Here is a 22,194-nt window from a genome sequence, read left to right as displayed (position 1 = left end):
CTTCTCCATCAATTTCTATCCACAATCACCAACTCCTCTCTCGGCTTGCAACTTCTCTCCTCAACCTACTTCAGGGTTTCTGAGTCTACAAATGCTTATCCCGAACTGAGGTTAATTACTACCCAGCCACCCAGCAAAGTTTTGTTTCTGGGTATCGTCTGGAGACTCGACTGGCACAATTTTATAGGAAGTCGGACGAGGCTCTGCCAAAGTCACCAGACTTGTGCGGAGTTCATCTTGATGGAAAACTGTAACTTGGATAGTATTACCTGGATTGTAATCTTTCAGGCGATCGCTCAAATTTTGCGCCGTCACCCGAAAACCGTTTATCGCCAGCAACTCATCTCCCGCATCAATTCCCGCTAACTGCGCCGGAGAACCCGCCTCCACAAATTTGAGCATTTCCCGCCCGTTTTCTGTCTTCGCCGTCACCCCCAGGTAAGCAACTGGTTCCTCTTTTTCCCCAACCAAGCGCAAGCCAAAAGGTGACAAATACTCATCAAAAGGTAACTCATCGGTGCCGTCAACGTATCGAGCAAAAAACTCCTGCAAATCTGTTCCAGCAACCGATTCAATTACTTGCTGCAACTCTTCTGGAGTAAAACCGACTTCATCTTGCCCAAATTGCTGCCACATTTGGCGCATCACGTCATCAAGCGATCGCTTATTTTCATGACGCGCTCGAATCAGCAAATCCAGCAAAAATGATACCATTTCCCCCTTCAAATAGTACGAAATCTGAGAATTTCCACTATTAGCATCCGGGCGATAAAGCTTAATCCAAGCATCAAAACTCGACTCGCTTGCGGCTTGCACCAATCTCCCTGGTGTCGTTTGTAACCGCGTAATCTCCTTACCCAACTCATTCAAGAAAGACTTAATATCATATATCCCAGCCCGAAACGGAATCACCAAGTCGTAATAACTCGTCGTCCCCTCACTAAACCACAGAGAAGGCGTGTAATTTTCCCCGGTATAATCGAACACCTCCAGCGCTTTTGGGCGGATGCGCTTAACGTTCCACAGGTGAAAGAACTCGTGCGCCACCAGCTGCATGAAGCGATTGTACTTATCCGGTTCGCGAAACCCGAAGCGGTGGTAATTCAAGGTGCAAGAGTTCTTGTGTTCCAAGCCACCCGCCCCCGTAGAAGCTAGATGCAGCAAAAACACATATCTGTCATAAGGTAAACCCCCATACAGTTGAGCTTCTACCTCAATAATTTTCTGTATATCCGGGATCATTCGCTCTGCTTCGGCGTTACCCTTTCCCCAGATAGCTAATTCATGGGGTTTTCCCATAACCTCAAAGTGATACAACTGATGAGTCCCAATCTCGAAGGGACTATCTACCAGCGTGTCAAAATCAGGAGCCAAGAAGGTATTTCGATTGTCGATTTTCGATTTTGGATAATCAGATTCCTGGTTAGATTCGACACTTTCTGATTCCTGACGAACATCCCCCACAAAATCTAAAATCGGCAATTCCAAATCAGATGCAACTTGCAAGGGTGTTGTGATGTGCCACTCTGGGCGCGGCGGCACAATCGTAATTAAAAGTGGTTGTTGCTCAAATTCTGGTATATAAAATAACAAAGCTGCGCTGTTAAAATACCCGTGAGTTGCGTCCAGATGATTTGTCCGCACTGTTAGCTCGTTAGCAAATACACGGTAATTTATTGTAACTTCTGACACACCATTTGTGTCTACCTGCCAGTGATTCTTACTTAACTTGCGCCACGTCAGAGGTTGATCGCCGGAATAAGCGGAGAAATTTTGCAGATGCTTGGAATACTCGCGCACCAGATAGGAACCAGGAGTCCACACGGGCATTTTTAAATCCAGAACCTGTAGCTGCCAGTCCCGTAGAGTTAAAGATACCTCAAATAGATGGGATTCGGGTTCGCGTATTGCCACCTGGTAATGAATTTTTGGTGCTGTCTGAGGTAGATAGCGATCGCGAACAGCTGTTGCTTGTGTCATTTGTAATTTTTATAGGGAACTATTAACTAATGTAGCGATTAGCCAGTTGTCCGTCGGCGTGGGAAGGTGGAAACATCCCAATCCCACCTTCCCACTCTTCCCTGACTACTACCTAAATTCGTCCCGCCAGATGGGTTAGCTGCTTAAGGTTAGTTAAATGTAGCGTCTGACGTGCCGGATTGATCTTGACCCAGCCTTTACTATCCAGTTTTCCCATAATTTTTGTTGTGTCCTCGACGCTGATATCTGTAACATTAGCCAAATCTTTAAAGGGGATATTAAAGATTTCTGTCCCCGTCTCAGTGGATTCGCCGTAGTTTTCTCCCAAACCCACTAGAGTATTGGCTAATTTCACAGCTGGAGGCTGATGGCGCATTTGAAATCGTAAGTTAGTTTGGCGCAGACGCTTCACCATCAGTTGCAACATTCGGTGATGCAATTGCGGATCTTTGAAAAGAGTTTGAATAAACCGCTGGGCGGAGACACTGAGCAATTCTACTGATGAGAGAGCAATTACATCGGTGGAACGGGGAGATTCATCGAGAATTGCCATTTCCCCAAAAAAATCACCTCTGCCCAATATCGCCAAGGTAACGACATCTTCCCCAGAGAGACGACGTACTTTTACCCAACCTGACACTAAAAAGTAAACTGCATTGCCCCAAGCGTCTTCCATCAAAACAGCTCTATCTGATGGGTATTCGTGATCGACTGCAACAGACAAAAGCCATTCTAATGTCTCTGGAGCGGCAGTGTTAAATAAGGGGAAAAGCTCAGAAAAAGCTTTGGTCTGCATGAAAGGAAGTGTAAGGTGTGAAATTTTAATTTAACTTCTGAAAATACTATTATCTAGGATGGGCTATTAATCGTTTCACTGTTTAGCTTAGATAATACCCTACCGCAATAGGTACGCTCTTTGATATAGGCTTTTGTAGTCGCCGTACAGCCTGCCTTTCATTCTTATAGCAGCGATGGGCTAAACGCGCGATCGCATCCGCCTTGGTTTGAACTTTCGTCTTTCATCCTTCCTTGAGCCTTGAGGAAAAAGCGTCTCCTACGCTTAGATTATCATTACAAAGGAGGCATCTTATCCCTTAACGCGAACAGAATCATCCTGTTTGCGATCGCTTGGCAACGGACTGAGGGTTGAGAGCTGTTGCTCAACGCTTTCTAGCAGGTGATTGAGGGCTTCTTTGTTCAGCATGGGAGCGGATGAAGCGCCCTGCAAGGAGTCTGAGCCGTAGACATCGCATATTTGATTCACCTTGCGCTGAAGTTTCTCCCCAATACTCAAAGCTTCCCGCCACAGAATTGAGAGTTGCTGCTGCTTATAAGCCTTCAAAGCTTGCCCCCGAAACACTTGCAGGGTTGCCTCATCTCCATACTGGGAAGGCATAATCTGCAAGCGCAGCAACAAACTTTCTTGTTGATAACATCGCTCAATCTCAACCTTTTGATGCTGTTGGACTGGCATTAAAGGTAAGCTTCCTATCCGCTTTAGCTCGTCGATAACTCCTTGCAAAACGGGCAGAGGCAGCCCTGAGATCGCGCAATGTAAGACGTTATCTCGACTACAGAGAATGTTACCTTCATACAGATGCCGTTCGCAATCAATCCGATCAATTGTCCCGCTCAACGCCCGCCGCAGCAATTCTTTAAGGAGCTGCTGCGGCGAAAGAGTTGTTAAAACTGTAGAATCATAAACCTGATGGGGTGAAGGGTATGCGCCCGCTACTCGCTCTTTACTAACGGGTGTCTTTTGTCTAGCGCCCGTGTCTTTGTTGTCGCGCTTTAAATCTGATTTTCCAGTCGGTCTTTCTTGAGTTGGCCCGGAAGCAGGTTGAGCGTTTGCGCTATTGATTTCCTGTATCAACTCCTGTGGACTATCCACAATCAGGGTTGGTAGAGTGTCCCGATTTATCCGATCAGACTTTTTGTGCAGTTTTTCCTCACCAACTCGACTGTCTGAGGGTTTGGTTGCCGGAGTTGGGGTTTGGGCATCTTGAGCTGGTTGCTGGGAATTGCCGGTATTTTTCAAGTAGGCGCTGAGCATTGCCTGTAGAGCCTCGGCTTTTATTACCTGGATTTCTAGCGAGTAGTTCTGGTAAGCCAGGATGCGGCGGAGGTAGTCTAAGGTGGCGGTATCGTCTGGATGCACCATGCCCAGTTTCAGGCAGTTGCCTTCTACGGCCAGGGGTAAGATTTGATAGTAAAGACAGGCTTCAAAGGGCAGGAGCTTGTCAATCAGTCTAAACATTTGTTTACATCTATCGAAGGTGGGATTGGAGAACCAACACGGTTCACTTAAAGCCAAATATCCAAACCCTACGATTTGTTGGGATAGCACCTCATCCAACAAATGCTATATGCCTGTTGAGTGAGGTGCCAAGGGACTAACCTACAACTATTCTTTAGCAGACCGTATTGGATTGGAAAAAAAGCCAAGACAAAGGTAAAAGGTTCTTATGCAAAAGGCAAAAAGAATTTTTCCTCCCTAGCCCCTAGTCCCTATTCCAAATATCTAAGTCCTGATTAATATCTTAGATGCACCTTCGATGGAGTTACCGCGATTGATTAGCGGTTTAATGTCAATAAACCAGTCAATAGTTATAGTTTCGTTAAGACTATAGGGAGAGAATGCCAGTGTTTTTCGGCACCGCTCAGGGATCGCTCCGCAAAGCTTGAGCGGCTAAGTAGAGTTTGCTCCATTCTCCCATAACTTGATGGCTTTTCATGTTCAACTCAGCCGCGATCGCTTCCATTGATTTACCATTTTTCAACAGCTCAATTAGCTGGCGACTTACCGGGGTAACGCTTTCGCACAATTGCTGCCATTGGGTGAGTGTCAGCCCAAAGCTATCCTGTACAGAGGTTTGTAGCCAATTTGCGACTAGCTCTGGCTGAGTTTTGATGGCAAAAACCCGAATCGCGTGGTAGCTGACTTTTTCCCGCAGACGATAAACTTCTTTGATCTGCAAGTTCAAGGCGCTGGCGATCGCTTCTTGAGACTTTCCTTGCAGGTAAAGCTCCAACCATGCAGCAGCTTCTTTACTGACGTTTTCAGTTAAGTAACTCCGAAATTCCTGCTTAACAGCTGTCCGCATGGACATTTGTTCTTCAATTGCCTGATTTTCTTGGTATTGGGAAACCGCTTGCGCGTCCAGTAAACTCACCGGATTGTCTGCTTCATCGGGAGTCACTTCCTCCGAAACCAGTCGCACCAACTCTCCATCCGGGACGTGAGTCATGCCGCCGCGCTGGGAACGACGCAGATAGTTAACAAACCTGTACACTAACAGCGGCTGGTTGCGAATCGGTCTAAGGCAATATTCTTCAATGCTGCTCATCAGCAGGGAGTTACGAAGACGAGTGTCTTCGGTACATTTGGTAATCCAGGTAATTTGTTGTTGAATGTAGCGATCGCTATGCAGTAATTCCTGAATTACTTCCTGCAACACATCCACTACTGCTCGCTGGCGATCGCGCGACAAAGCCACCCAGGTGCGGATTTTATTCCTCAACAACACCAAACTGCCCAGTCGCGTAGTCAAGTTGCGATAGGCACGCTCTGGCCCCACTCCTAAATAACGTTGCCGTAAAATGCGATAGCGATATTCCATCGCTTGCTTAGCAATTGTCATCTGAGTTGGGTTAAACGTTTCAAAACGCTCTAAGTCCTCGCCCATCAGCCAGCTAATAATACTTTCGTGGGTTGCTGCGCTATATTCAGGACAGTCAGATGCCAGCTCTTTTCGCCAATTCTGTGCTATTTCTTGAGCCGATGACATGGAGTTTTGAGTTCCCAGCGTCGTTTGAGTCTTCGATTCATGAGTTTGGAATTCGGACGTAGGACGAACGACACCAAACTCACTTTCCTGATCTAAAGTTTGCCCTACAAACCTCATTTCACGCCAACCCATTTGAGTATTAACTGCTCTCTATTTCATCATGTCTACCTTTGGATAGAAGTGATCTCACCCCACCCAAAGATTTGACGAAGAACAACAAGGGACTGAGATGACGATCTCAAGGCAAAGTGCTTGAGATCATAACCCCCAAGCCTTTTGGCTTGCTATCACTAACTGTGAGGTTTTAAAAGTATGCGTCGAATGGAGTAGGGGTAATTTCTGATTCTACTACCAACAGCCAACTTTTGCACCTCAATTGACTTCTCAGGTAGGAGTGAAAAAATTACGTGACAAGTTACAAATGTTTAAATAGGTACTGGGGACTAGGGGCTGGGGACTGGGTAAGATTCTTCCTAATTCCTAATTTCTAGTTCCCAATCCCCAATTCCCAATCCCCAATTCCCAATCCCCAATTCCCAATCCCTTCTTCACATTACCCATGTGTCTAAGATCACAATTAATGCGTTATTTGCCTCACTCAAGGAAGGTGTTAAATTTTGTTAATTTAAATAAATAAAGTTTAACCCCTTCCTTCTTGATGAAAACAATAGAGCCAGAGCAGATGATCGCTACTTTGCAGCAGTTAAAGGAGGAACAAGAACTGATTTTGAATCAAGTAGACAATGCGATCGCATTGTTTGATCGCTGCCATCACCTGGTATTGTTTAATCGCAAATTAACCGAAATTTTGGGGCTTTCTGACGACAGGCTTGCTAGTAAGCCACATTGTAATGATGTCTTCGCTGAAGTCGTAGCACAGGGCTACTGGTCTCAACAGCAGCGCGAGCAAATCGCATCTGCCCTAAACAGACCAGACACTGAGAATATTTCCCTTTACATAGAGCAAGCTAACGGCATCTGCCTCGAAGTTTACACCACCTTAACCAACGATGGCGGACGGCTGTTTACCTTCCGCGATGTCACTGGTTATCAACAATCCCAGGCACGTTTAAACGCCGAGTTGAGGCGTTTAACCTTTTTGCAGGGAATGACGCAACGGCTACAGCCAGCCAGTGAGTTACGGGAGATTGGGCAATTTGCACTTTCCTACCTAGTGGCGACAATGGGCGCTGCCTTCGGCGATGTCAAAGTGATCATCGGTCAGGGCAGGGAGGCGAGAGCCAGTATGCTCACAAATGAGATTTCCAGCCAGTTCATTGCCACCTACGGGGTACCAGCAATTGCCGAGATAGAAGCCTTGCTGAATCAAGGAATTCCTTACGGTCAGGGTTTACTGTGGCAAGTAGTAGAAACAGGATCGCCGCTATTTATTGACGATTATCAAAGCCATCCCCAAGCAGTACCTGGATTTCGCCACCCAGGGATTGGTCAACTAGGCATTTTTCCGATTCCTGCCGCCAACGGCAACATCATTGGCGTGTTAACGCTGGAGTCTCGCAGTCAGCAGAAACTTCAGGACGCTCCCCAACAAGATATGCTCTTAGCAGCCTGTCGTACACTGGGCGTTGCGATTGAAAGGGCGCAGGCTGAAGAACACCTGCGCCAAATTAATGAGGATTTAGAACGGGCTTCTCAACTCAAGTCTGAGTTTCTCGCTTCTATGTCCCACGAACTGCGAACTCCCCTCAACAGCATTCTGGGATTCTCCGATCTATTGCTCCGACAAATCGCCGGAACCTTGAACCCGCGTCAGACGAACTACGTGCGGGTGATTGAAGAAAGTGGTCAACACCTGTTGCAATTGATTAATGACATTCTCGATCTATCTAAAATCGAAGCTGGAAAAGTAGAACTCGACCTGGGGCCAGTTTACATCCCAGAATTGTGCAATCAATGCCTGAAAATGATTCAGCCTCGTGCTGAGAAAAAGCAAATCGCTCTATCGCTGGAACTCGAATATTCCCTGGGTCAAGTTTCTCTAGATGAGCGCCGCGTCCGCCAAATATTAATTAACCTGCTTTCCAATGCTGTTAAGTTTACGCCAAATCGAGGAAAAATTAAACTGAGTGGGCGATTGGCTTATGGAAGTGAGTTAGCAAAAGAATTTCGGCCAGAACGCAGTTTGATTGATCCCACTACCCCTTACTTGTGTTTTGAAGTAGCCGATTCAGGTATCGGAATTCCTGAAGATAAGTGGCATCTGCTATTTCGACCTTTCCAGCAGATAGATGCTTCTTTAACCAGAAAACATGAAGGCACCGGGCTGGGTTTGGCTTTAACTAAGCGGTTGGCGGAACTCCACGGCGGCACCGTTTCTCTAGAATCGGTGGTAAATCGAGGCAGTACGTTTCGGGTATGGCTGCCGATAGCTGATGTGCCGCAGGAGTTAGCCGCGCCAGTACCAATGCCAGCTAAGCAACAACCGTCTTCATTTCTCGTAGGAACCCACGGCGATGTTAATCTAGCCGCAAGGGATACTAAACGGATTTTAGTGGTGGAAGATCATGCCTTCAATCAGGCGTTGATTTCAGATGTGTTGGAATTAGAAGGTTATGTGGTTGAGTTAATTTATGACGGTAGCACGATGCTGGAGGCGATGCGATCTCCTTATGTGTTGGCGCGATCGCTACCTAACTTGATTCTCATGGATATCCAACTGCCGGGTGTGGATGGGTTTGAAATTATGCGTCAACTCAAGGCTCACCCTTTATGGAGATCTGTCCCCGTAATTGCGATGACAGCGATGGCAATGTCTGGCGATCGCGATCGCTGTCTGGCTGCTGGTGCCGACGGGTACATCAGCAAGCCCTTAGACCTGGATACTGTGATTACAACCGTCCGATCTTTTATTCAGCATTAGTGACAAAACATCTTTAGCCGCTTTCGGACAGTTATTGAACAGCACTCCCAAAAAGTTCAACCCCTAAAAGGGGTTGAATTTCTTTCTATCTGATGACTAATTGTCATCGCCAATTGCGTATGTTTCAATGTGTTAATAAGATTCAGATATATCTTCGGACACAGCAGCCACACAAAGGATTTATCTAAGTGGTTGTACTGAGAATATCTCAGGAAGCTGAAGATTGGTCAGGGGCATCTAACTAAAATTACTTAAGTCAGACAACTGTTTTAAGTAGATTTACTCAAGTCAAAATTAAGGCGCGAGTGTAATCGTTGCTAGGAGAAGCAGTTTTATATGACGGCGCCACTTGCTCTATCTCTTGTCAATCCCATGACAAAGCCCCTGCCGCGTATTCTATTAGTTGATGATGAGCCAAATAATTTATTACTGCTAGAAGAGTTGTTGCAGTCACAAGGCTATGAAACTCTTGTGGCATCATCAGGCTCTCAAGCATTGGAAATTGTGCAAGATTTTCGGCCTGATTTGATCTTGCTGGATGTAATGATGCCAGGAATGGGGGGCTTTGAAGTTTGCCGTCGGTTGCGAGAAGATCAAAATCTGCAAACGGTGCCGATAATTTTTTTGACGGCTTTGGATGATGAAGATTCCAGGTTAACAGGCTTGGAAATGATGGGAGATGATTATTTTACTAAGCCGATAAAAAGTAATTTATTAATCAAAAAAATATCTAGTACATTGCGATTGAACAAGATGCGATCGCAACAACAAGAGCGAAGAATCGAAGAACAAGTAAAAGAAAAAATTAAGGGGCAAATATCAGCTGCATGGGAGATTAATCAATATCTTTCAGAGAAGCTGCGGTTATTTGTGCCAGATCAATTCTTGAGACGCATTGCACCCAAAGGGGTAGAATCAATTCAATTGGGAAACGCTAGACAAGAAGAACTAACTATTTTATTTTGCGATATACGGGGATTTACAAGCATAACCGAATCTCAAAGAGTCAATGAAACCTTTGAGTGGCTGAATGCTTTCTATACCCGGATGAATCGAACCATCGCTACCAATCGTGGCTTTATTGACAAATTCCTGGGAGATGCCATCATGGCTGTCTTTGACCGCGCCGGAAACCACTCACAGGATGCCCTCACCGCCGCCGTGATGATGATACACAGCCTAAATGAGTTTAACGCCAATCGCGAACAGTACAACTTAAATGAGCCACTTCGCATTGGTATAGGAGTTCACACAGGCACTGCGATGATTGGGACAGTAGGATCAGATCATCGCATGGACTCTACAGTAATTGGTGATGTGGTAAATACAGCCGCCCGTCTAGAAGAATTGACAAAAGTCTACAGCTGTGAAATTCTTGCCAGTGATGCCGTTATTGCCCAGCTAAGTCAACCAGAGTTATTCAGATGCCGATGGATTGACCGCGCAATACCTCGTGGTAAGCAGCAAGGGATTGACCTCTACGAAGTATTCGGCACCCAAACTCCTGTATTGGGCGAAGCAAAGTTACTCTACTAATTGAAGAAACTGGGGAGGAGGGAATTTACAGACGGGATGCTTGTTGCTCCGGATGTAGGAAAAAAAAGTTTTTTTGACCTTTTTATTTTTGCCTTTTTCCAATCCTCATGTAAAAAGAAAATGTGATTTTGAACACAGACACATTGAAAATTATATCTATAGAAAGAAGTCCCAGTACCGACTATTAGGTAAAGTAATTAACAAGGACAGCCAATCTGACAAATATCCTATTTCCTAGGAGTTTTTATACCTCCTAGGAATTTCCATGTCAAAAAAAGCGATTCACACCCTCATTGATACCTGGGATTTAAATAAATGGAAACCGGAGAAACCACACCCGTGACTAATGCCCGTGGGCAATTGGTAATTATCGGGGGAGCAGAAGATAAAGAAGGAGATTGCACGATTCTTCGAGAGTTCGTTCGCCGCGCTGGCGGTACCCAGGCTCGGATTGTCGTTATGACAGTAGCGACAGGGCTACCTGATGAAGTCGGACGTACCTACACGGAAGTGTTTGAGCGGCTGGGAGTCGATGACGTGAGAATCGTTGACACCGCTAATCGAGAAGATGGAAGCGACCCTAGAGCGTTGGAAGCTATTGAGAAAGCTACGGGCGTGTTTTTTACGGGTGGCGATCAGGCTCGTATCACCAGCAATCTTAAGGGTACAGAAGTCGATGCCGCTATTCACAGACGATACGCTGAAGGAATCGTGGTGGGCGGCACAAGCGCGGGCGCTGCCATGATGCCAGATATCATGATTATTGAAGGAGATTCAGAGACAAATCCTCGCGTTAATGTTGTCGAAATGGGCCCCGGTATGGGCTTTCTGCCTGGGGTGGTGATCGATCAGCATTTCTTGCAGCGCGGCCGTATGGGACGCTTAATTTCAGCCTTGGCCCAGCAGCCTGCTGTCTTGGGTTTTGGTATTGACGAGAATACAGCGATCGCTATCAGCGATAACAAGTTTGAAGTGATTGGGGAAGGCGCTGTCACGATTGTCGATGAGTCAGGGATTACACATAGCAACGTCGGCGAAATATTAAAGGATGAGGCTTTGGCAGTTTGCGGAGCTAGGCTTCATGTTCTTCCACACGGTTACAAATTTGACTTGCAAACTCGCAAGCCAATTGTTGATTAAGAAAAAGTAGGATATAGCAATCCTATTTAACTTGTGAACGAGTATTAACCCCTATAGGGACACGGTAGTGCCGTGTCCCTATAGGGGTTCACGAATTATTTAGGATTGCTATAGCTACGGGTGGGACTATTAACTACCCGTAGCTATCCTATAATCTACCCTCCGAGGGAGGTGATTTCTTATAGTAAAATTCAATACTAAAAATAGGGTATCGAAAATTACTTACTATTGTTAAGGGAAAATAAAAATGAGCATTGAAAACAGAGCGGAAGCAGTTGCTAAAAACCTTGAAGGTAAGGCTCAAGAAGCACTTGGTCATGTCACAGGCGACCAAAAAGACCAAGTAGAAGGGCAAGTGAAGCAGGATGAAGCTGCGGCAATACACCTTAAAGAAGACCTGAAAGATAAAGCAAAACAGGTTGTAGATAACGCTTAGGTTTTTTAATCAATATCAGGTGATAAAACCAAAACTAAAAAACCCGTTTTCTTTGAGAAAACGGGTTTTTTAGGTATTGCTAAGATATTCTGACAATTCATCTGTTGGTTAAGAGCTTTATCCCAAGCAAGATGAGGCTTTGGGATAGTATGGGAACGTAACTCAGAATGAGTATGCCCTGCGATAGCTGAAAATGCAACAGAATAGGGTTAGGTTCAAAATAACCGAAACTCCAAATTTTAAGGGTGTTTAGATAACCGGAGAAACTTAATGAACCGAGATACAAGCACCGATGCAGTCCGAGTCAATGCTAGAAAAACTGATGCCTTCGACATATTCAACTTCAAGCATTACATTGGCCCGAACCCATATTTGGAGACAGGGGCATTAGTATTTGATTTGGCAGTAACGAACAATACAGAAGCGCGTCCTCTCGAAGATTATGTTGCGATTATTAGCGATCGCTACCCGCACTTGGGCGAGGAAACTTATGATTCCCATGCTCAACTCTTCGCCCGGACAACCTCAGAAGTGGGAAAGCTCGACATGGGGCTGCACCTCCACCACTGGAGTAGCAAGCCCAATGATAACTTTGTGACGATTGCGGTTCAATCCCTCCATGCACGCACAACTCGGTCAGTAGTTTACTGCGTTTGGGACTGGTTTGAAGCAATTACTCAACATGAAAATTTCCGGCTGGAAGATCAGATCAAGACGATACAGGAGATATTTCGGAAATCTGCTTACGGTGGGCCAACAGTTTACGCTCTGTGGCGTACAGCCTACCAAAAAGGGATTCCTACCTTTTATCTGTGGGACGAAGGATTGGTTCAATACGGCTATGGAAAAAAACAGGTTCGCGGTATAGCCACAACTTTTGACTGCGATAGTCATTTGGATTCCGACTTCACCACTCGCAAAGATGACTGTAAGGCTTTCTTAGCTACTTTGGGTTTTCCAGTACCCAAAGGTGATATCGTTTACACGCTGGAAGAAGCAAGGGCAGCAGCCAGAGAAATTGGCTACCCAGTAGCAGTTAAACCTGTAGTTGGTCACAAAGGAATTGGGGTGACGGCTGATGTGCAAAGTGCGGAGGAAATGAAATATGCCTTTAGCAGAGCGCTCAATGCTATTCCTAAAGACCAGCCAATTCAGATAATCGTTGAGAAAAGTATTTCGGGGACAGATTTCCGATTGCTATGCGTTAACGGCAGATTTGTAGCGGCGACTGAACGCCGTCCAGCATCGATAGTGGGTGATGGACACTCAACTATTGCTGAATTGATCGAGCGAGAAAATCGGAAGCCAGCACGGATAGATACGCCGACTTCGCCACTGGGGAAGATTCAGTGCGATGAGGCGATGGAGATGTATTTAGAAGAACAGGAATTGTCACTCGATAGCGTAATAGAAAGCGATCGCATTGTCTATCTTCGCAAAGTTGCCAACCTCTCAGCAGGCGGTTTGAGCATCGATAAGACAAGCGACGTTCACCCTGACAACATCATCCTGGCGCAAGACATCGCCCAACATTTCCATCTAACTTGCCTTGGGATTGACGTAATTGCTGGCGACTTAGCAAAATCTTGGAAAAATGGTGATTTTGGCATCATCGAGATTAACGCCGCTCCCGGTATTTATATGCACCTTAAACCTGCTGTGGGTGAAAGCGTTGATGTACCCTCGCATATTTTGGAAACCTTCTTTGCATCAGAGAAAGATGCGAGGCTACCGATTATCACCTTCAACAAGATTTCAGTTCAAGAACTCCAAGAAATTATTGACGATGTTCTAATTCGACACCCGGAATGGACAATTGGCGCGGTTTGTCGCGAAGGGGTTTTTGTCAATCGTTCTGAGAAAAACTTGAACAAAGATTACAACAGCAACGTGCAGAACCTGCTGCGTAATCCCAAGCTGGATCTGCTGATTGCTGAGTACAGGGAAGATGTCTTAGAGAAGGAGGGGATGTTTTACCACGGTAGTGACATTATAGTTTTGGATAATCCCACCGAAACTGAGATGATGCTAGCGCGGGGTATCAGCGACGACTCGACTTTGGTTATTAAGGAAGGAGACAACATCTCCATCCGCGCCAAAGGCTTGCTGGAACAGTACAAGCTTGGCGCGGCTGAACCATTTTTGCGAGTTTATCTCAAGGAAATCCCCAAAGTTGCCTAAGGGATTGGGGACTGGGGATTGGGGATTGGGAAGAATCTTACCCAGTCTCCAGTCCCCGTTCAATATCAGAGGCGTTAATCTGGTAGCGTTGACTAGATGAAAATTGGCAAAGTAATTTAATGGAAAATATTGATTGGATGAATGCAATTGCAGGCGGGATGGCGATCGCTATTTTTTTCGGCGGGATGACAATGATGTTTACCGACCTTTGGACGCGCAAGAAAAAATAAGTCGCTATTCGCGTAATCGACTTTAAATATTGGGAGTTTCTACTTTAACAGTAGGCTCCCAAAAAGATTTTTATGCTTTAAACTTGTCACTCCGATAACAGACTGTGGTAATATTGTGGTTTCCGGTGTCCATTCAAAAACACCATCACTTGCTGTTTTAGACGCGATCGCTTTAGCTAGTTTTGACCCTTCGTACAATTCAATTTTTACATCATCGGCGACATTATCCCGCCACAGAATCAGGTGCCGATGGCGTTCCGTGGAGGGGATTGCTAATCATCAACATAATGATTAGTAAAAAGGCTAGGCAGGCGAGTAAATATTTATTCATAACGCATTTAATGTTTGATAAAAATTCGATTCTACTAACTAAAATTATTGCTTTACTAAGAGGAGGTTTGAGTTGAGACATAGCATCAACCTGAACCCACTGCTAGGGAGTGAGTTTACGTGACTTCTTTTGTTACTTCTAAGAACTCACGCAAAGTAGCTGAGGCATCGTCCCGTCGCCACACAGCAGCCATCGGGATAGTTGGTGTTGACTCAGCGATGTTTTTGTAGACAACACCCTTGCGTTGAAGATTTTGGGCATTCGCAGGCAGCAAGGCAATTCCAACGCCACCAGCAACTAAACCCAGGATTGTCAGCATCATTGTTCCTTCTTGGATGACAACAGGTGAAATGTCAGATTGTTGGCATAGATGTTCAAGCTGTTCAGATAAGACCGGAGAGAATTGACGAGAAGGGAGGATGAACACTTCCTGTGCCAGTGCTTTCAAAGAAATTTGCGGTTGGTTCGCCAGTGGATGAGTTGCTGGTAATGCCACGATCAAAGATTCATGCCAAATCGTCATTAAGCATAAATCCGCTGCTTGAAGCATCCATGACGTTAAATGGAAAAAGCCAACATCAAGCTGCCGATCTCGCAGGGCTTGCAATTGGTGGGAAGTTGCTAGTTCCCGCCAGACGAGTTCCACTTTGGGAAAGCGATCGCGGTAAACGCGCAGGATGTCTGGCAAAAAGCTGTTTGCCATTGAACTCGTAAAGCCGATTACCAAACGCCCGATTTCTCCTCTACTGGCACGTTGCGCCATTTTGACGGCATTCTCTACCTGAGCGATCGCGCTCATCGCTTCTTCTAAAAAGATAACTCCAGCTACTGTTAACTGGAGCGGTCGCCTGGCGCGATCGAACAGTTGCACCCCAAGCTCCACTTCAAGATCGTGAATTTGCTTGCTCAAGGGAGGTTGCGCGATATGTAGACGCTCCGCAGCACGAGTGAAGTTCAACTCCTGTGCCACCGCGATGAAGTAACGCAAATGTCGAAGTTCCATCTTTTAGCCACTACTATATCTTTTAAATATAGTTTACCTCTCAATAAAATATTGGACATATAGTAATAGCTTGGCTAATCTGGATCGCAAGACGTTATAAACCTCAACTGGGCTGACTCAACAAACAGTGCTGTGGTTGGGGTAGGAAGGGATTTCTATATGAATCAGATCAAACGTGTTGCCATTGTTGGTGGAACTCACGGAAACGAACTCACAGGAATTTACCTGGTGAAGAAATTCGAGCGATTTCCCAAGGCGATCGCACGAGCGAGTTTTGAGAGCATTACACTTTTGGCGAATCCTAAAGCGTATGCAATCGGGAGGCGGTACGTTGATACTGACCTCAATCGCTGTTTCCACCGACAGGATTTAGAGAATGCTCAGCTTTCCAACTATGAAGCAATTCGAGCTAAAGAAATTTACCAAAGGTTGGCATCGCTCCCAAAAGAGCAAACCAACTTAACAATCGATTTGCACACGACCACAGCCAACATGGGGCTGACGATTATTCCAAGTACCAAGCATCCATTCAACCTTCAGTTAGCCGCTTATCTCAAATCCGTGAATCCCAGCGTGAAGGTGTATCGATGGAAAGACGAGAATAATAGCCCGTTTCTGAGATCAATTTCCGAACTCGGTTGCGCGATCGAAGTGGGTGCTGTTGCACAAGGCGTGTTGGATGCGCGTTTATTTCAGCAAACGGAAGAACTTATCTACGCAATTTTAGACTTTGTAGACGCCTATAACCGGGGAACACCTTTCCCCGCAAGAGATACCTTCACAATTTATCAATGCCTACAGACAATCGACTATCCCAGAAATGAAGACGGGGAAATTCACGCGATGATCCACCCAGGACTTCAATTTAGAGATTACGAAGCTATTAAACCAGGCGAGCCAATGTTTTTGACATTTGATGGTCAAGCGATCGCTTATCAAGGAACATCAACCGTTTATCCAGTTTTCATTAACGAGGCGGCTTACTACGAGAAAGGAATTGCCATGTGCATAACCCAAAAGGAACTGGTTGTAGTTTGAGACAAAAAAGTGAATCGGTGAGTAAAAATTATAAAGGAGTCACCAATGAACGCCCAGCAGACAAAACTTTACCAAAGTATTCAGGAATTTTCCCTTGATGACCCTGACGCTGCTTTTCCCTTCAGTCAAAGATTGGCAAGAGAAAACGGATGGACGGTTGAATATACTCAGCAAGTGATTGACGAATACAAAAAGTTTATCTTTCTTGCTGTTATAGCTGAACATCCCGTCACTCCCTCCGATCAAGTGGATCAAGTTTGGCATCTGCACTTGACTTACACGCGATCGTACTGGGATGAGTTTTGTGCCAAAATCTTACAGAAACCACTGCACCACAATCCTACTCGTGGGGGTTCTAGCGAACAGGAGAATTTCTACAGGTTCTATAACGAGACGCTGATTAGCTATGAAAAATTCTTTGGTCAGCGCCCCCCGTCCGATATCTGGTCTCCACCCGACATCCGATTTAGTACAGATATTCAGTTCACGCGAGTCAACGCTCATCGGTACTGGATTGTAGCCAAACCATCTTTTACTCTGAGTCGGTTGCCATCTGTTTATCTACCTCGCTTGCCTTTGCTGAAATTTATAGCGATCGCTCTGTTGTCATTTATGTTAGTCCTAACTATCAGCAGCTCTACGCTACTGATAGCAGAAATTTCTCCCCCGAAAATTCACTCTACAAATTCTGAACTAGCGCTGTCTCAAGCTGCTGAAAATTCTCCGCTACCTCGTAACACTCCAACCCCAACTTCTGAGAACAAACATAATTCTACTTCGGGAAAATCTTCAGGGTGGTCTTGGTGGTGGATACCCATAGCCATTATTTTTTCCCTGTTCGGCGGTCGTGGTAATAGCAGTGGTGGTGGTAGTAATGGTAGTAATAATGACGGTTGTGCAGTCTGTATGTGATCACAGGCACGCCTTCAGGCTGGATAGGCAGATACAGCTCTAGAGACGCTGTTTAAAATTAAATTAATAACTCCTCACTCCTAACTTTTTTGCCTTTTCAAAGAGTGGCTCGACTCGAATCAACATCAGTCAAGTCTGCTCCATTGAGATTAGCTCCCTGCAAGTCTGTTCGCGTCAGGTCTACACCCCGCAAATCAGCCTCACTCAAGTTCACTTGAGTTAAAATGGCTCCTGTCAAGTCCGCTCCTCGCAAGTCTGCCATACTCAAGTTAGCTCCCCGCAAATCGGTTCGAGTCAGGTCAACCCCTCTCAGGTCAGCTTCGCTTAAGTTTACCTGAGTTAAAATGGCTCCCGTCAAATTTGCCCCTCTCAAATCTGCCCTACTCAAGTCGGCATCTTCCAAGTCGGCCTTTCTCAAATTGGCATTGGTTAAGTCTACCTCTGTTAGATTTGCTCCCCGTAACTTTCCCCCTCTGAGGTTCGTCCCCCGCAAATCTGCTCCACTCAAATTTACCCCACCCAAGTTAACCCCAGGCAGCGATACGCCAGCAGCAATCAAATAAGCCCCGGCTTCGCGTGGGTCAAAATCATAGGAAAACAAAGTTTCTTGAGTGTAGACAGCTTTTTCCAGAATGATTCCCCTCAGCTTGGCTTTACTAAAATCCGCCCCGACTAAATTGGCTCCCGCCAAGTTAGCACTTTCCAAATTTGCCCCAACCAGATTTGCCCGCATCAAGTTTGCCGCCCTCAAGTCTGCTGCTTTTAGATAAACCCCACTTAGATCCAATTCACTCAGGTTTACCCCTGTTAGCGATACGTTATAGGCAATCAAGTAAGCAGAAGCTTGCTTAGGGTCAAAGCCTGGTGAGAACCGAGTTTCTTGATTGTAGATAGCTTGGTGTAAGATAGCTCCGGTGAGATCCGCTGCTGTTAAGTCTGCTCCAATCAAGTTGGCTCTAGTTAAGTTGGCATTTTCCAGGTTGCTGCTAACGAGATTAGCCTTTTTAAGGTTTGCCGCCCTCAAATCTGCTTTGCTCAAATCAGCCCCGACAAAGTTCGTGGCACTCAGATCGGCTCCTCTGAGGTTTGTCTCGCTCAGGTTAGCTAAATTTAAACACGCCCCAGTCAGATTCGATCCACTCAGGTTTGCTGAAGCCAAGTTGGCTTCAATCATGTCTGCATAAGTCAGGTTCGCCTCGCTGAGGTTAACCCCTCTGAGGTCTTTTGCCCGCAAATCTTTCCCTTTGAGATGAGATCCCCTTAAATCTGTTTCTTTGAAGTCTGCTACCACAATTTCTGCTCCCCTCGGTTCGTGTCTGCTCTTGGTTGGCAGCTAGAACTGTCTTGATGCTAAGCTACACGCTTTGCTACGTAAAGGGATAACAAATTCTTTGCAGCGCATTTGAGATTATGAAGCGTTGGGAGCGGTTCAAGATTTACCAGAGCGATCGCTTTGCTTCACACTTCGCATTATCGTTTTCTATATCTACGATCGCAATCTGGCAGCGATGTCCTAAAATCTATCTCAGTTCATGGGGAGGAAGTTTGAAGTGGAAAGCGATCGCTACGAGTTTAACCAGTCCCACAACCATCTGATTAAGGATCTTGCTCAAAAAATGCGCTTTGTTAGCTACTTCCTGATTGCCTTGGGAGTGCTTCTAATTATCGGGGGAATCGTCAGTGTCAGATCGGGTTTAATCAGCGGCATTATTAATGGAGTTTTGCAAATACTCATTGGCTTCTGGACTACCAAAGCCGCCTCTTCTTTTAAGTTAATTGCTGATACTCAAGGAAACGATATCGAAAATTTAATGATAGCGCTTGAGCAACTGAGGAAACTATATACTCTTCAGTATTGGCTGATATTGATAGCACTCATTTTTATTGCTATTGCACTTATTACGGGTCTAATTTTAGGGGCTGTCAACGTTACTCCCTGAAAGAATTCTCTCGTTAAAAATCAGATTCTAGGAATGCTGAGAGTGAGGCGATTGCCTCACCTATTTGCAAAAATGCGCTCAGGCTAAAGTCTGGCACTACGCAAACTAAGCCTGCCTTCGTAGGCTGAACTGAGTCCGCGCAGGCGGACTTTGTTCGTATAGCCGCGATTTCCAATCGCCTTGTATTTTTTTTGCTTTTACTTCAGCGTGCGCTCACCATAAAGCAACAATCTTTCTAAAGTTGCCAAACGATTTGCCCAAACTTCGACTTGATAAGGTTGCTCTAAACCTTCTGATTGCATCCATTTCTTGAATTGAAATTGAAAAGATGCTAATAAGGCTTTTGCCATTGTCAGATTATTTCTAGAAGGATTATCTGCTAGCTGATTGAGTGCCTTAGAGAGAGCATCTGCTTGTTTACGCCATTCCGAGAGGGCTGGTTCTTTAATCCAAAGTTGATTATTTGCCTCTAGAAAAGTCCATTCTTGTTGTAGAGAAACGTAACGGGCAGCTGCGGCTTTGAAGGGTTGACGATAAGGTAGAGGGGATGCGATCGCTTGTTGCGACTGAGTACGACGGAAGATTCCTTGCAGATTATCATTGAGATTTTCGGCAGCAAATAAGGCGTAACCACTAGCAGGAAAATTTCGCAGTGCCTGAATTTGATCTACCGCCACCACATCCGGCAGATTCAGCAGTCGAATAGATGGCAAAATCAAGGTTGAACCCAGTTGATTTTGACTTAGCAAAGGCCGTGTTAAACTCTGCAATCTGTTTGTATCCAGAGCATAAGTCATCGGCACCACTAAATCTATATCCCCACGTTGCGCCCAAACTTCCCAATGTTGTTGCAGTTTTTGCAGACGTTCATTTTTAGGAAAGGGAAACACTGCCGCCGACAAAATGAGATTACTTTTTATAGAGCGTAGATTTCTGGATGCTTCTGCTACAAAGCTGTCAATTGCATTAGTGCGAAATTGCGTCCACCTTTGCCACAAGTCTCTATCTTTTGGAGAAATCTTAACTGGATCTACCCCAGTTAGTTGCTGAAATTGCTGGCGAGCAGCTGTACCGTAACCGAAAGAATATCCGGCATTAGGGTCTTGAAAGGGATTACGAATATAGTCGAACTGAACGCCATCAACTTGATAATTCTTGACAATTTCCTCCAACATTTGTATTAAGTAGCGCCGCGCCTCTGGATTGGCAGGGTCAAGAAAAGTTTTACCCGAACCCAGATGGAAAATGCGCCCCCGGTTATCGTAGCCTGCCCAAGTAGGGTTCAGGTCAAGCACTGGGCCGGGATACTCTTTGGGAAGGTTGAGCAGGGCGTTGTGACGCTGGTTGCCAATGGCGAAAATCCATACCCAAGCGTGCAATTCCATGCCTCGCTGGTGGGCTAATTTGACAGCAGATGCTAGGGGGTCCCAGCCACGTACCAACGGGTTTTTAATTTGGGCAACGCGACTGGGGTAAATGGGATATCCAGCATTGACGGTTTCAAAAAAGACGGTGTTAAACCCTGCTGCTGCTAGTCGGTCGAAAATTTTAGCTAATTGCTGCTCTGAACCAGCACGAATAATCGTACCCCGGTCTAACCACATTGCCCGAATTTCTGGCTGGGTTTGGGGTCGGTCTTTGGGGTAGTTGTCCCATAGAATGCGTCGCGCCTGAAGCCACTGTTGTCTGGCTCCTGTGTAGTTTTTTTGGGCAACGAGTTGAAGAAAGTTTTGCAGCGCTATGCGGGCATTACTAAGTGGATTTGGGGTTTTGAGTTTTGAGTTTTGAGTTGAGGTTCCCCGGTTCTCCAATCCTCCTGTAACGGCGTTGGCGGCTAGCTGGGCGCTCTCAAAACGACCGATGAGAGCTTCTAGCTCTTGACGCATGGCACTTGCTTGTGAGGCTGTGATGGGCTGAGAGCTGGGTTTTACTTCTAGTCCAGCAGGTGCTACTAGACCGTCGCCATTTAGGTCTGGGAGTTGGAATGGAGGAGAGGCGGGGGGAAGTGCAGCACTGCGATTTGTTGGGGTTGGGGAAGGGGGTTTTGCAGGGGTGGAGGCAGAACTTGCGATCGCATTCGGTGGCGTACAATTTCGTTGTGCTGGGTTGCGGGCATCCCCGACTCCCCCGTAGCGAGTCAGGGATGCCCGCAACCAGGCGCTATCTAGCTTGGGTTCAGAGGCTGTATCGACTCCCCAGCGCCAACCTAAAAAAACTGAGCGGTCTGTAGTCACGACTGCTGGGGGATTTTCGGTGGATTTCCAGACAGCGGCGGTTTGACTTGTTAATCCAGCGGGAATGATTACGCCGCCGCGAATAATTCCGGCGAGTCCGTTCTGTTGCATCCATCCCTGGTTTTTTCCGGAGGTGGGGGCGAGGGTGGAGGGATTTTGCAGGCTAAATCCCCAGTATGCGCCCAGAAGCGATCGCAATTTACTTCGCACATCCGGCTGGGATAAAGTCCCCACGGGACCGCTGACAATAATGCGCCCGCCCTTACCCATCCAGTCTTGTAACGCTTGTACCTGTACAGCACTCAGAGTTTCAACGTTGGGTAAAAATAAAACCTGCGTACCTGCCAAATCTGCCGCTTGTCGAATTTGCTGCAAGTCAACAATACAGTAGGCGACACCACTCAACCCCAAGCGCCTTGTAATACCTTCCCATTGCGTTGCATTTGTCTGGCTTTTCACTACACCCATTACACCAGGTGCGGCACTAACAGAAGTAGGCAAAAGTAAAAAGGAAAAAGGCAAAAAATAAGTAAACAAAGAAGAAAAGATTATTCTTTCTTTTGC

The 22,194-nt window shown here is 45.9% G+C and carries 14 protein-coding genes and 1 pseudogene; 8 read left to right on the top strand and 7 right to left on the bottom strand.

The features are described 5' to 3' along the window. Nucleotides 1-111: 111 nt before the first annotated feature. The 4 genes from H6F63_RS16960 to H6F63_RS16945 form a co-directional block, all read right to left on the bottom strand. Complete coding sequence (locus H6F63_RS16960) at nt 112-1,980, bottom strand: M61 family metallopeptidase (protein ID WP_242019849.1); 1,869 nt, start codon at nt 1,978-1,980, stop codon at nt 112-114. Nucleotides 1,981-2,092: 112 nt separating this feature from the next. After that, nucleotides 2,093-2,776 (bottom strand): Crp/Fnr family transcriptional regulator, encoded by a 684-nt coding sequence (locus tag H6F63_RS16955; RefSeq protein ID WP_190426261.1) that lies wholly within the window; start codon nt 2,774-2,776, stop codon nt 2,093-2,095. Between the two features lie 291 nt (nt 2,777-3,067). Then, nucleotides 3,068-4,237 carry a hypothetical protein gene (locus H6F63_RS16950; RefSeq protein ID WP_190638722.1) on the bottom strand — a complete coding sequence of 390 codons (1,170 nt, stop codon included), beginning with the start codon at nt 4,235-4,237 and terminating at the stop codon, nt 3,068-3,070. Between the two features lie 403 nt (nt 4,238-4,640). Beyond that, nucleotides 4,641-5,768: a HetZ-related protein 2 gene (locus H6F63_RS16945; protein WP_190638733.1), complete on the bottom strand. Its 1,128-nt coding sequence runs from the start codon at nt 5,766-5,768 to the stop codon at nt 4,641-4,643. Nucleotides 5,769-6,426: 658 nt separating this feature from the next. Between H6F63_RS16945 and H6F63_RS16940 the strand changes: the two genes are divergently transcribed. The 5 genes from H6F63_RS16940 to H6F63_RS16920 all read left to right on the top strand — a co-directional run bounded on the left by H6F63_RS16940 (nt 6,427) and on the right by H6F63_RS16920 (nt 13,942). Next, entirely contained in the window at nt 6,427-8,649 is a 2,223-nt protein-coding gene (locus tag H6F63_RS16940) for an ATP-binding protein (RefSeq protein ID WP_199298094.1), read from the top strand. A gap of 336 nt (nt 8,650-8,985) precedes the next feature. Next, the gene (locus H6F63_RS16935; protein WP_242019847.1) at nt 8,986-10,185 is read left to right on the top strand and encodes a response regulator; all 1,200 of its coding nucleotides are present in this window, start codon (nt 8,986-8,988) and stop codon (nt 10,183-10,185) included. A gap of 315 nt (nt 10,186-10,500) precedes the next feature. Then, a complete protein-coding gene (locus H6F63_RS16930) occupies nt 10,501-11,325 on the top strand; it encodes a cyanophycinase (RefSeq protein ID WP_190638721.1) in 825 nt (274 codons plus the stop codon). A 247-nt stretch (nt 11,326-11,572) separates the two neighbouring features. Further along, the gene (locus tag H6F63_RS16925) at nt 11,573-11,761 is read left to right on the top strand and encodes a CsbD family protein (protein ID WP_190638720.1); all 189 of its coding nucleotides are present in this window, start codon (nt 11,573-11,575) and stop codon (nt 11,759-11,761) included. Between the two features lie 270 nt (nt 11,762-12,031). Then, the gene (locus tag H6F63_RS16920; RefSeq protein WP_190638719.1) at nt 12,032-13,942 is read left to right on the top strand and encodes an acetate--CoA ligase family protein; all 1,911 of its coding nucleotides are present in this window, start codon (nt 12,032-12,034) and stop codon (nt 13,940-13,942) included. Between the two features lie 676 nt (nt 13,943-14,618). Here H6F63_RS16920 and H6F63_RS16915 read toward each other — a convergent pair. Further along, nucleotides 14,619-15,506, bottom strand: coding sequence for a LysR substrate-binding domain-containing protein (locus H6F63_RS16915; protein WP_190638718.1), 888 nt, complete (start codon nt 15,504-15,506; stop codon nt 14,619-14,621). A 159-nt stretch (nt 15,507-15,665) separates the two neighbouring features. On the opposite strand from H6F63_RS16915, the gene H6F63_RS16910 reads away from it, so the two are divergent. Both H6F63_RS16910 and H6F63_RS31040 read left to right on the top strand, forming a co-directional pair. Beyond that, nucleotides 15,666-16,544: an aspartoacylase gene (locus tag H6F63_RS16910; RefSeq protein WP_190638717.1), complete on the top strand. Its 879-nt coding sequence runs from the start codon at nt 15,666-15,668 to the stop codon at nt 16,542-16,544. 45 nt (nt 16,545-16,589) lie between these two features. Next, nucleotides 16,590-17,087 (top strand): annotated as a pseudogene (locus tag H6F63_RS31040) (TIGR04222 domain-containing membrane protein); the annotation flags it as partial. Between the two features lie 466 nt (nt 17,088-17,553). Here H6F63_RS31040 and H6F63_RS16900 read toward each other — a convergent pair. Beyond that, nucleotides 17,554-18,747 carry a pentapeptide repeat-containing protein gene (locus H6F63_RS16900; protein WP_190638715.1) on the bottom strand — a complete coding sequence of 398 codons (1,194 nt, stop codon included), beginning with the start codon at nt 18,745-18,747 and terminating at the stop codon, nt 17,554-17,556. 241 nt (nt 18,748-18,988) lie between these two features. Here H6F63_RS16900 and H6F63_RS16895 point away from each other — a divergent pair, with 241 nt between their 5' ends. Then, nucleotides 18,989-19,396, top strand: coding sequence for a DUF5362 family protein (locus tag H6F63_RS16895; RefSeq protein ID WP_190638714.1), 408 nt, complete (start codon nt 18,989-18,991; stop codon nt 19,394-19,396). A 197-nt stretch (nt 19,397-19,593) separates the two neighbouring features. On the opposite strand, the gene H6F63_RS16890 is transcribed toward H6F63_RS16895, so the two are convergent. After that, complete coding sequence (locus H6F63_RS16890; protein ID WP_199298093.1) at nt 19,594-22,131, bottom strand: family 10 glycosylhydrolase; 2,538 nt, start codon at nt 22,129-22,131, stop codon at nt 19,594-19,596. Nucleotides 22,132-22,194: the final 63 nt, after the last annotated feature.

This window comes from Trichocoleus sp. FACHB-40, from assembly GCF_014695915.1.
Taxonomy (GTDB): Bacteria; Cyanobacteriota; Cyanobacteriia; order Cyanobacteriales; family FACHB-T130; genus Funiculus; species Funiculus sociatus.
The sequence above is the reverse complement of the archived record's forward strand: the minus strand, read 5'-3'. Positions and strand labels throughout refer to the sequence as shown.

What these genes read in the sequence shown, in the direction of transcription:
- H6F63_RS16960 (WP_242019849.1), bottom strand. Translation starts at nt 1,980, where the DNA reads ATGACACAAGCAACAGCTGTTCGCGATCGCTATCTACCTCAGACAGCA.
- H6F63_RS16955 (WP_190426261.1), bottom strand. Translation starts at nt 2,776, where the DNA reads ATGCAGACCAAAGCTTTTTCTGAGCTTTTCCCCTTATTTAACACTGCC.
- H6F63_RS16950 (WP_190638722.1), bottom strand. Translation starts at nt 4,237, where the DNA reads ATGTTTAGACTGATTGACAAGCTCCTGCCCTTTGAAGCCTGTCTTTAC.
- H6F63_RS16945 (WP_190638733.1), bottom strand. Translation starts at nt 5,768, where the DNA reads ATGTCATCGGCTCAAGAAATAGCACAGAATTGGCGAAAAGAGCTGGCA.
- H6F63_RS16940 (WP_199298094.1), top strand. Translation starts at nt 6,427, where the DNA reads ATGAAAACAATAGAGCCAGAGCAGATGATCGCTACTTTGCAGCAGTTA.
- H6F63_RS16935 (WP_242019847.1), top strand. Translation starts at nt 8,986, where the DNA reads ATGACGGCGCCACTTGCTCTATCTCTTGTCAATCCCATGACAAAGCCC.
- H6F63_RS16930 (WP_190638721.1), top strand. Translation starts at nt 10,501, where the DNA reads ATGGAAACCGGAGAAACCACACCCGTGACTAATGCCCGTGGGCAATTG.
- H6F63_RS16925 (WP_190638720.1), top strand. Translation starts at nt 11,573, where the DNA reads ATGAGCATTGAAAACAGAGCGGAAGCAGTTGCTAAAAACCTTGAAGGT.
- H6F63_RS16920 (WP_190638719.1), top strand. Translation starts at nt 12,032, where the DNA reads ATGAACCGAGATACAAGCACCGATGCAGTCCGAGTCAATGCTAGAAAA.
- H6F63_RS16915 (WP_190638718.1), bottom strand. Translation starts at nt 15,506, where the DNA reads ATGGAACTTCGACATTTGCGTTACTTCATCGCGGTGGCACAGGAGTTG.
- H6F63_RS16910 (WP_190638717.1), top strand. Translation starts at nt 15,666, where the DNA reads ATGAATCAGATCAAACGTGTTGCCATTGTTGGTGGAACTCACGGAAAC.
- H6F63_RS16895 (WP_190638714.1), top strand. Translation starts at nt 18,989, where the DNA reads ATGGGGAGGAAGTTTGAAGTGGAAAGCGATCGCTACGAGTTTAACCAG.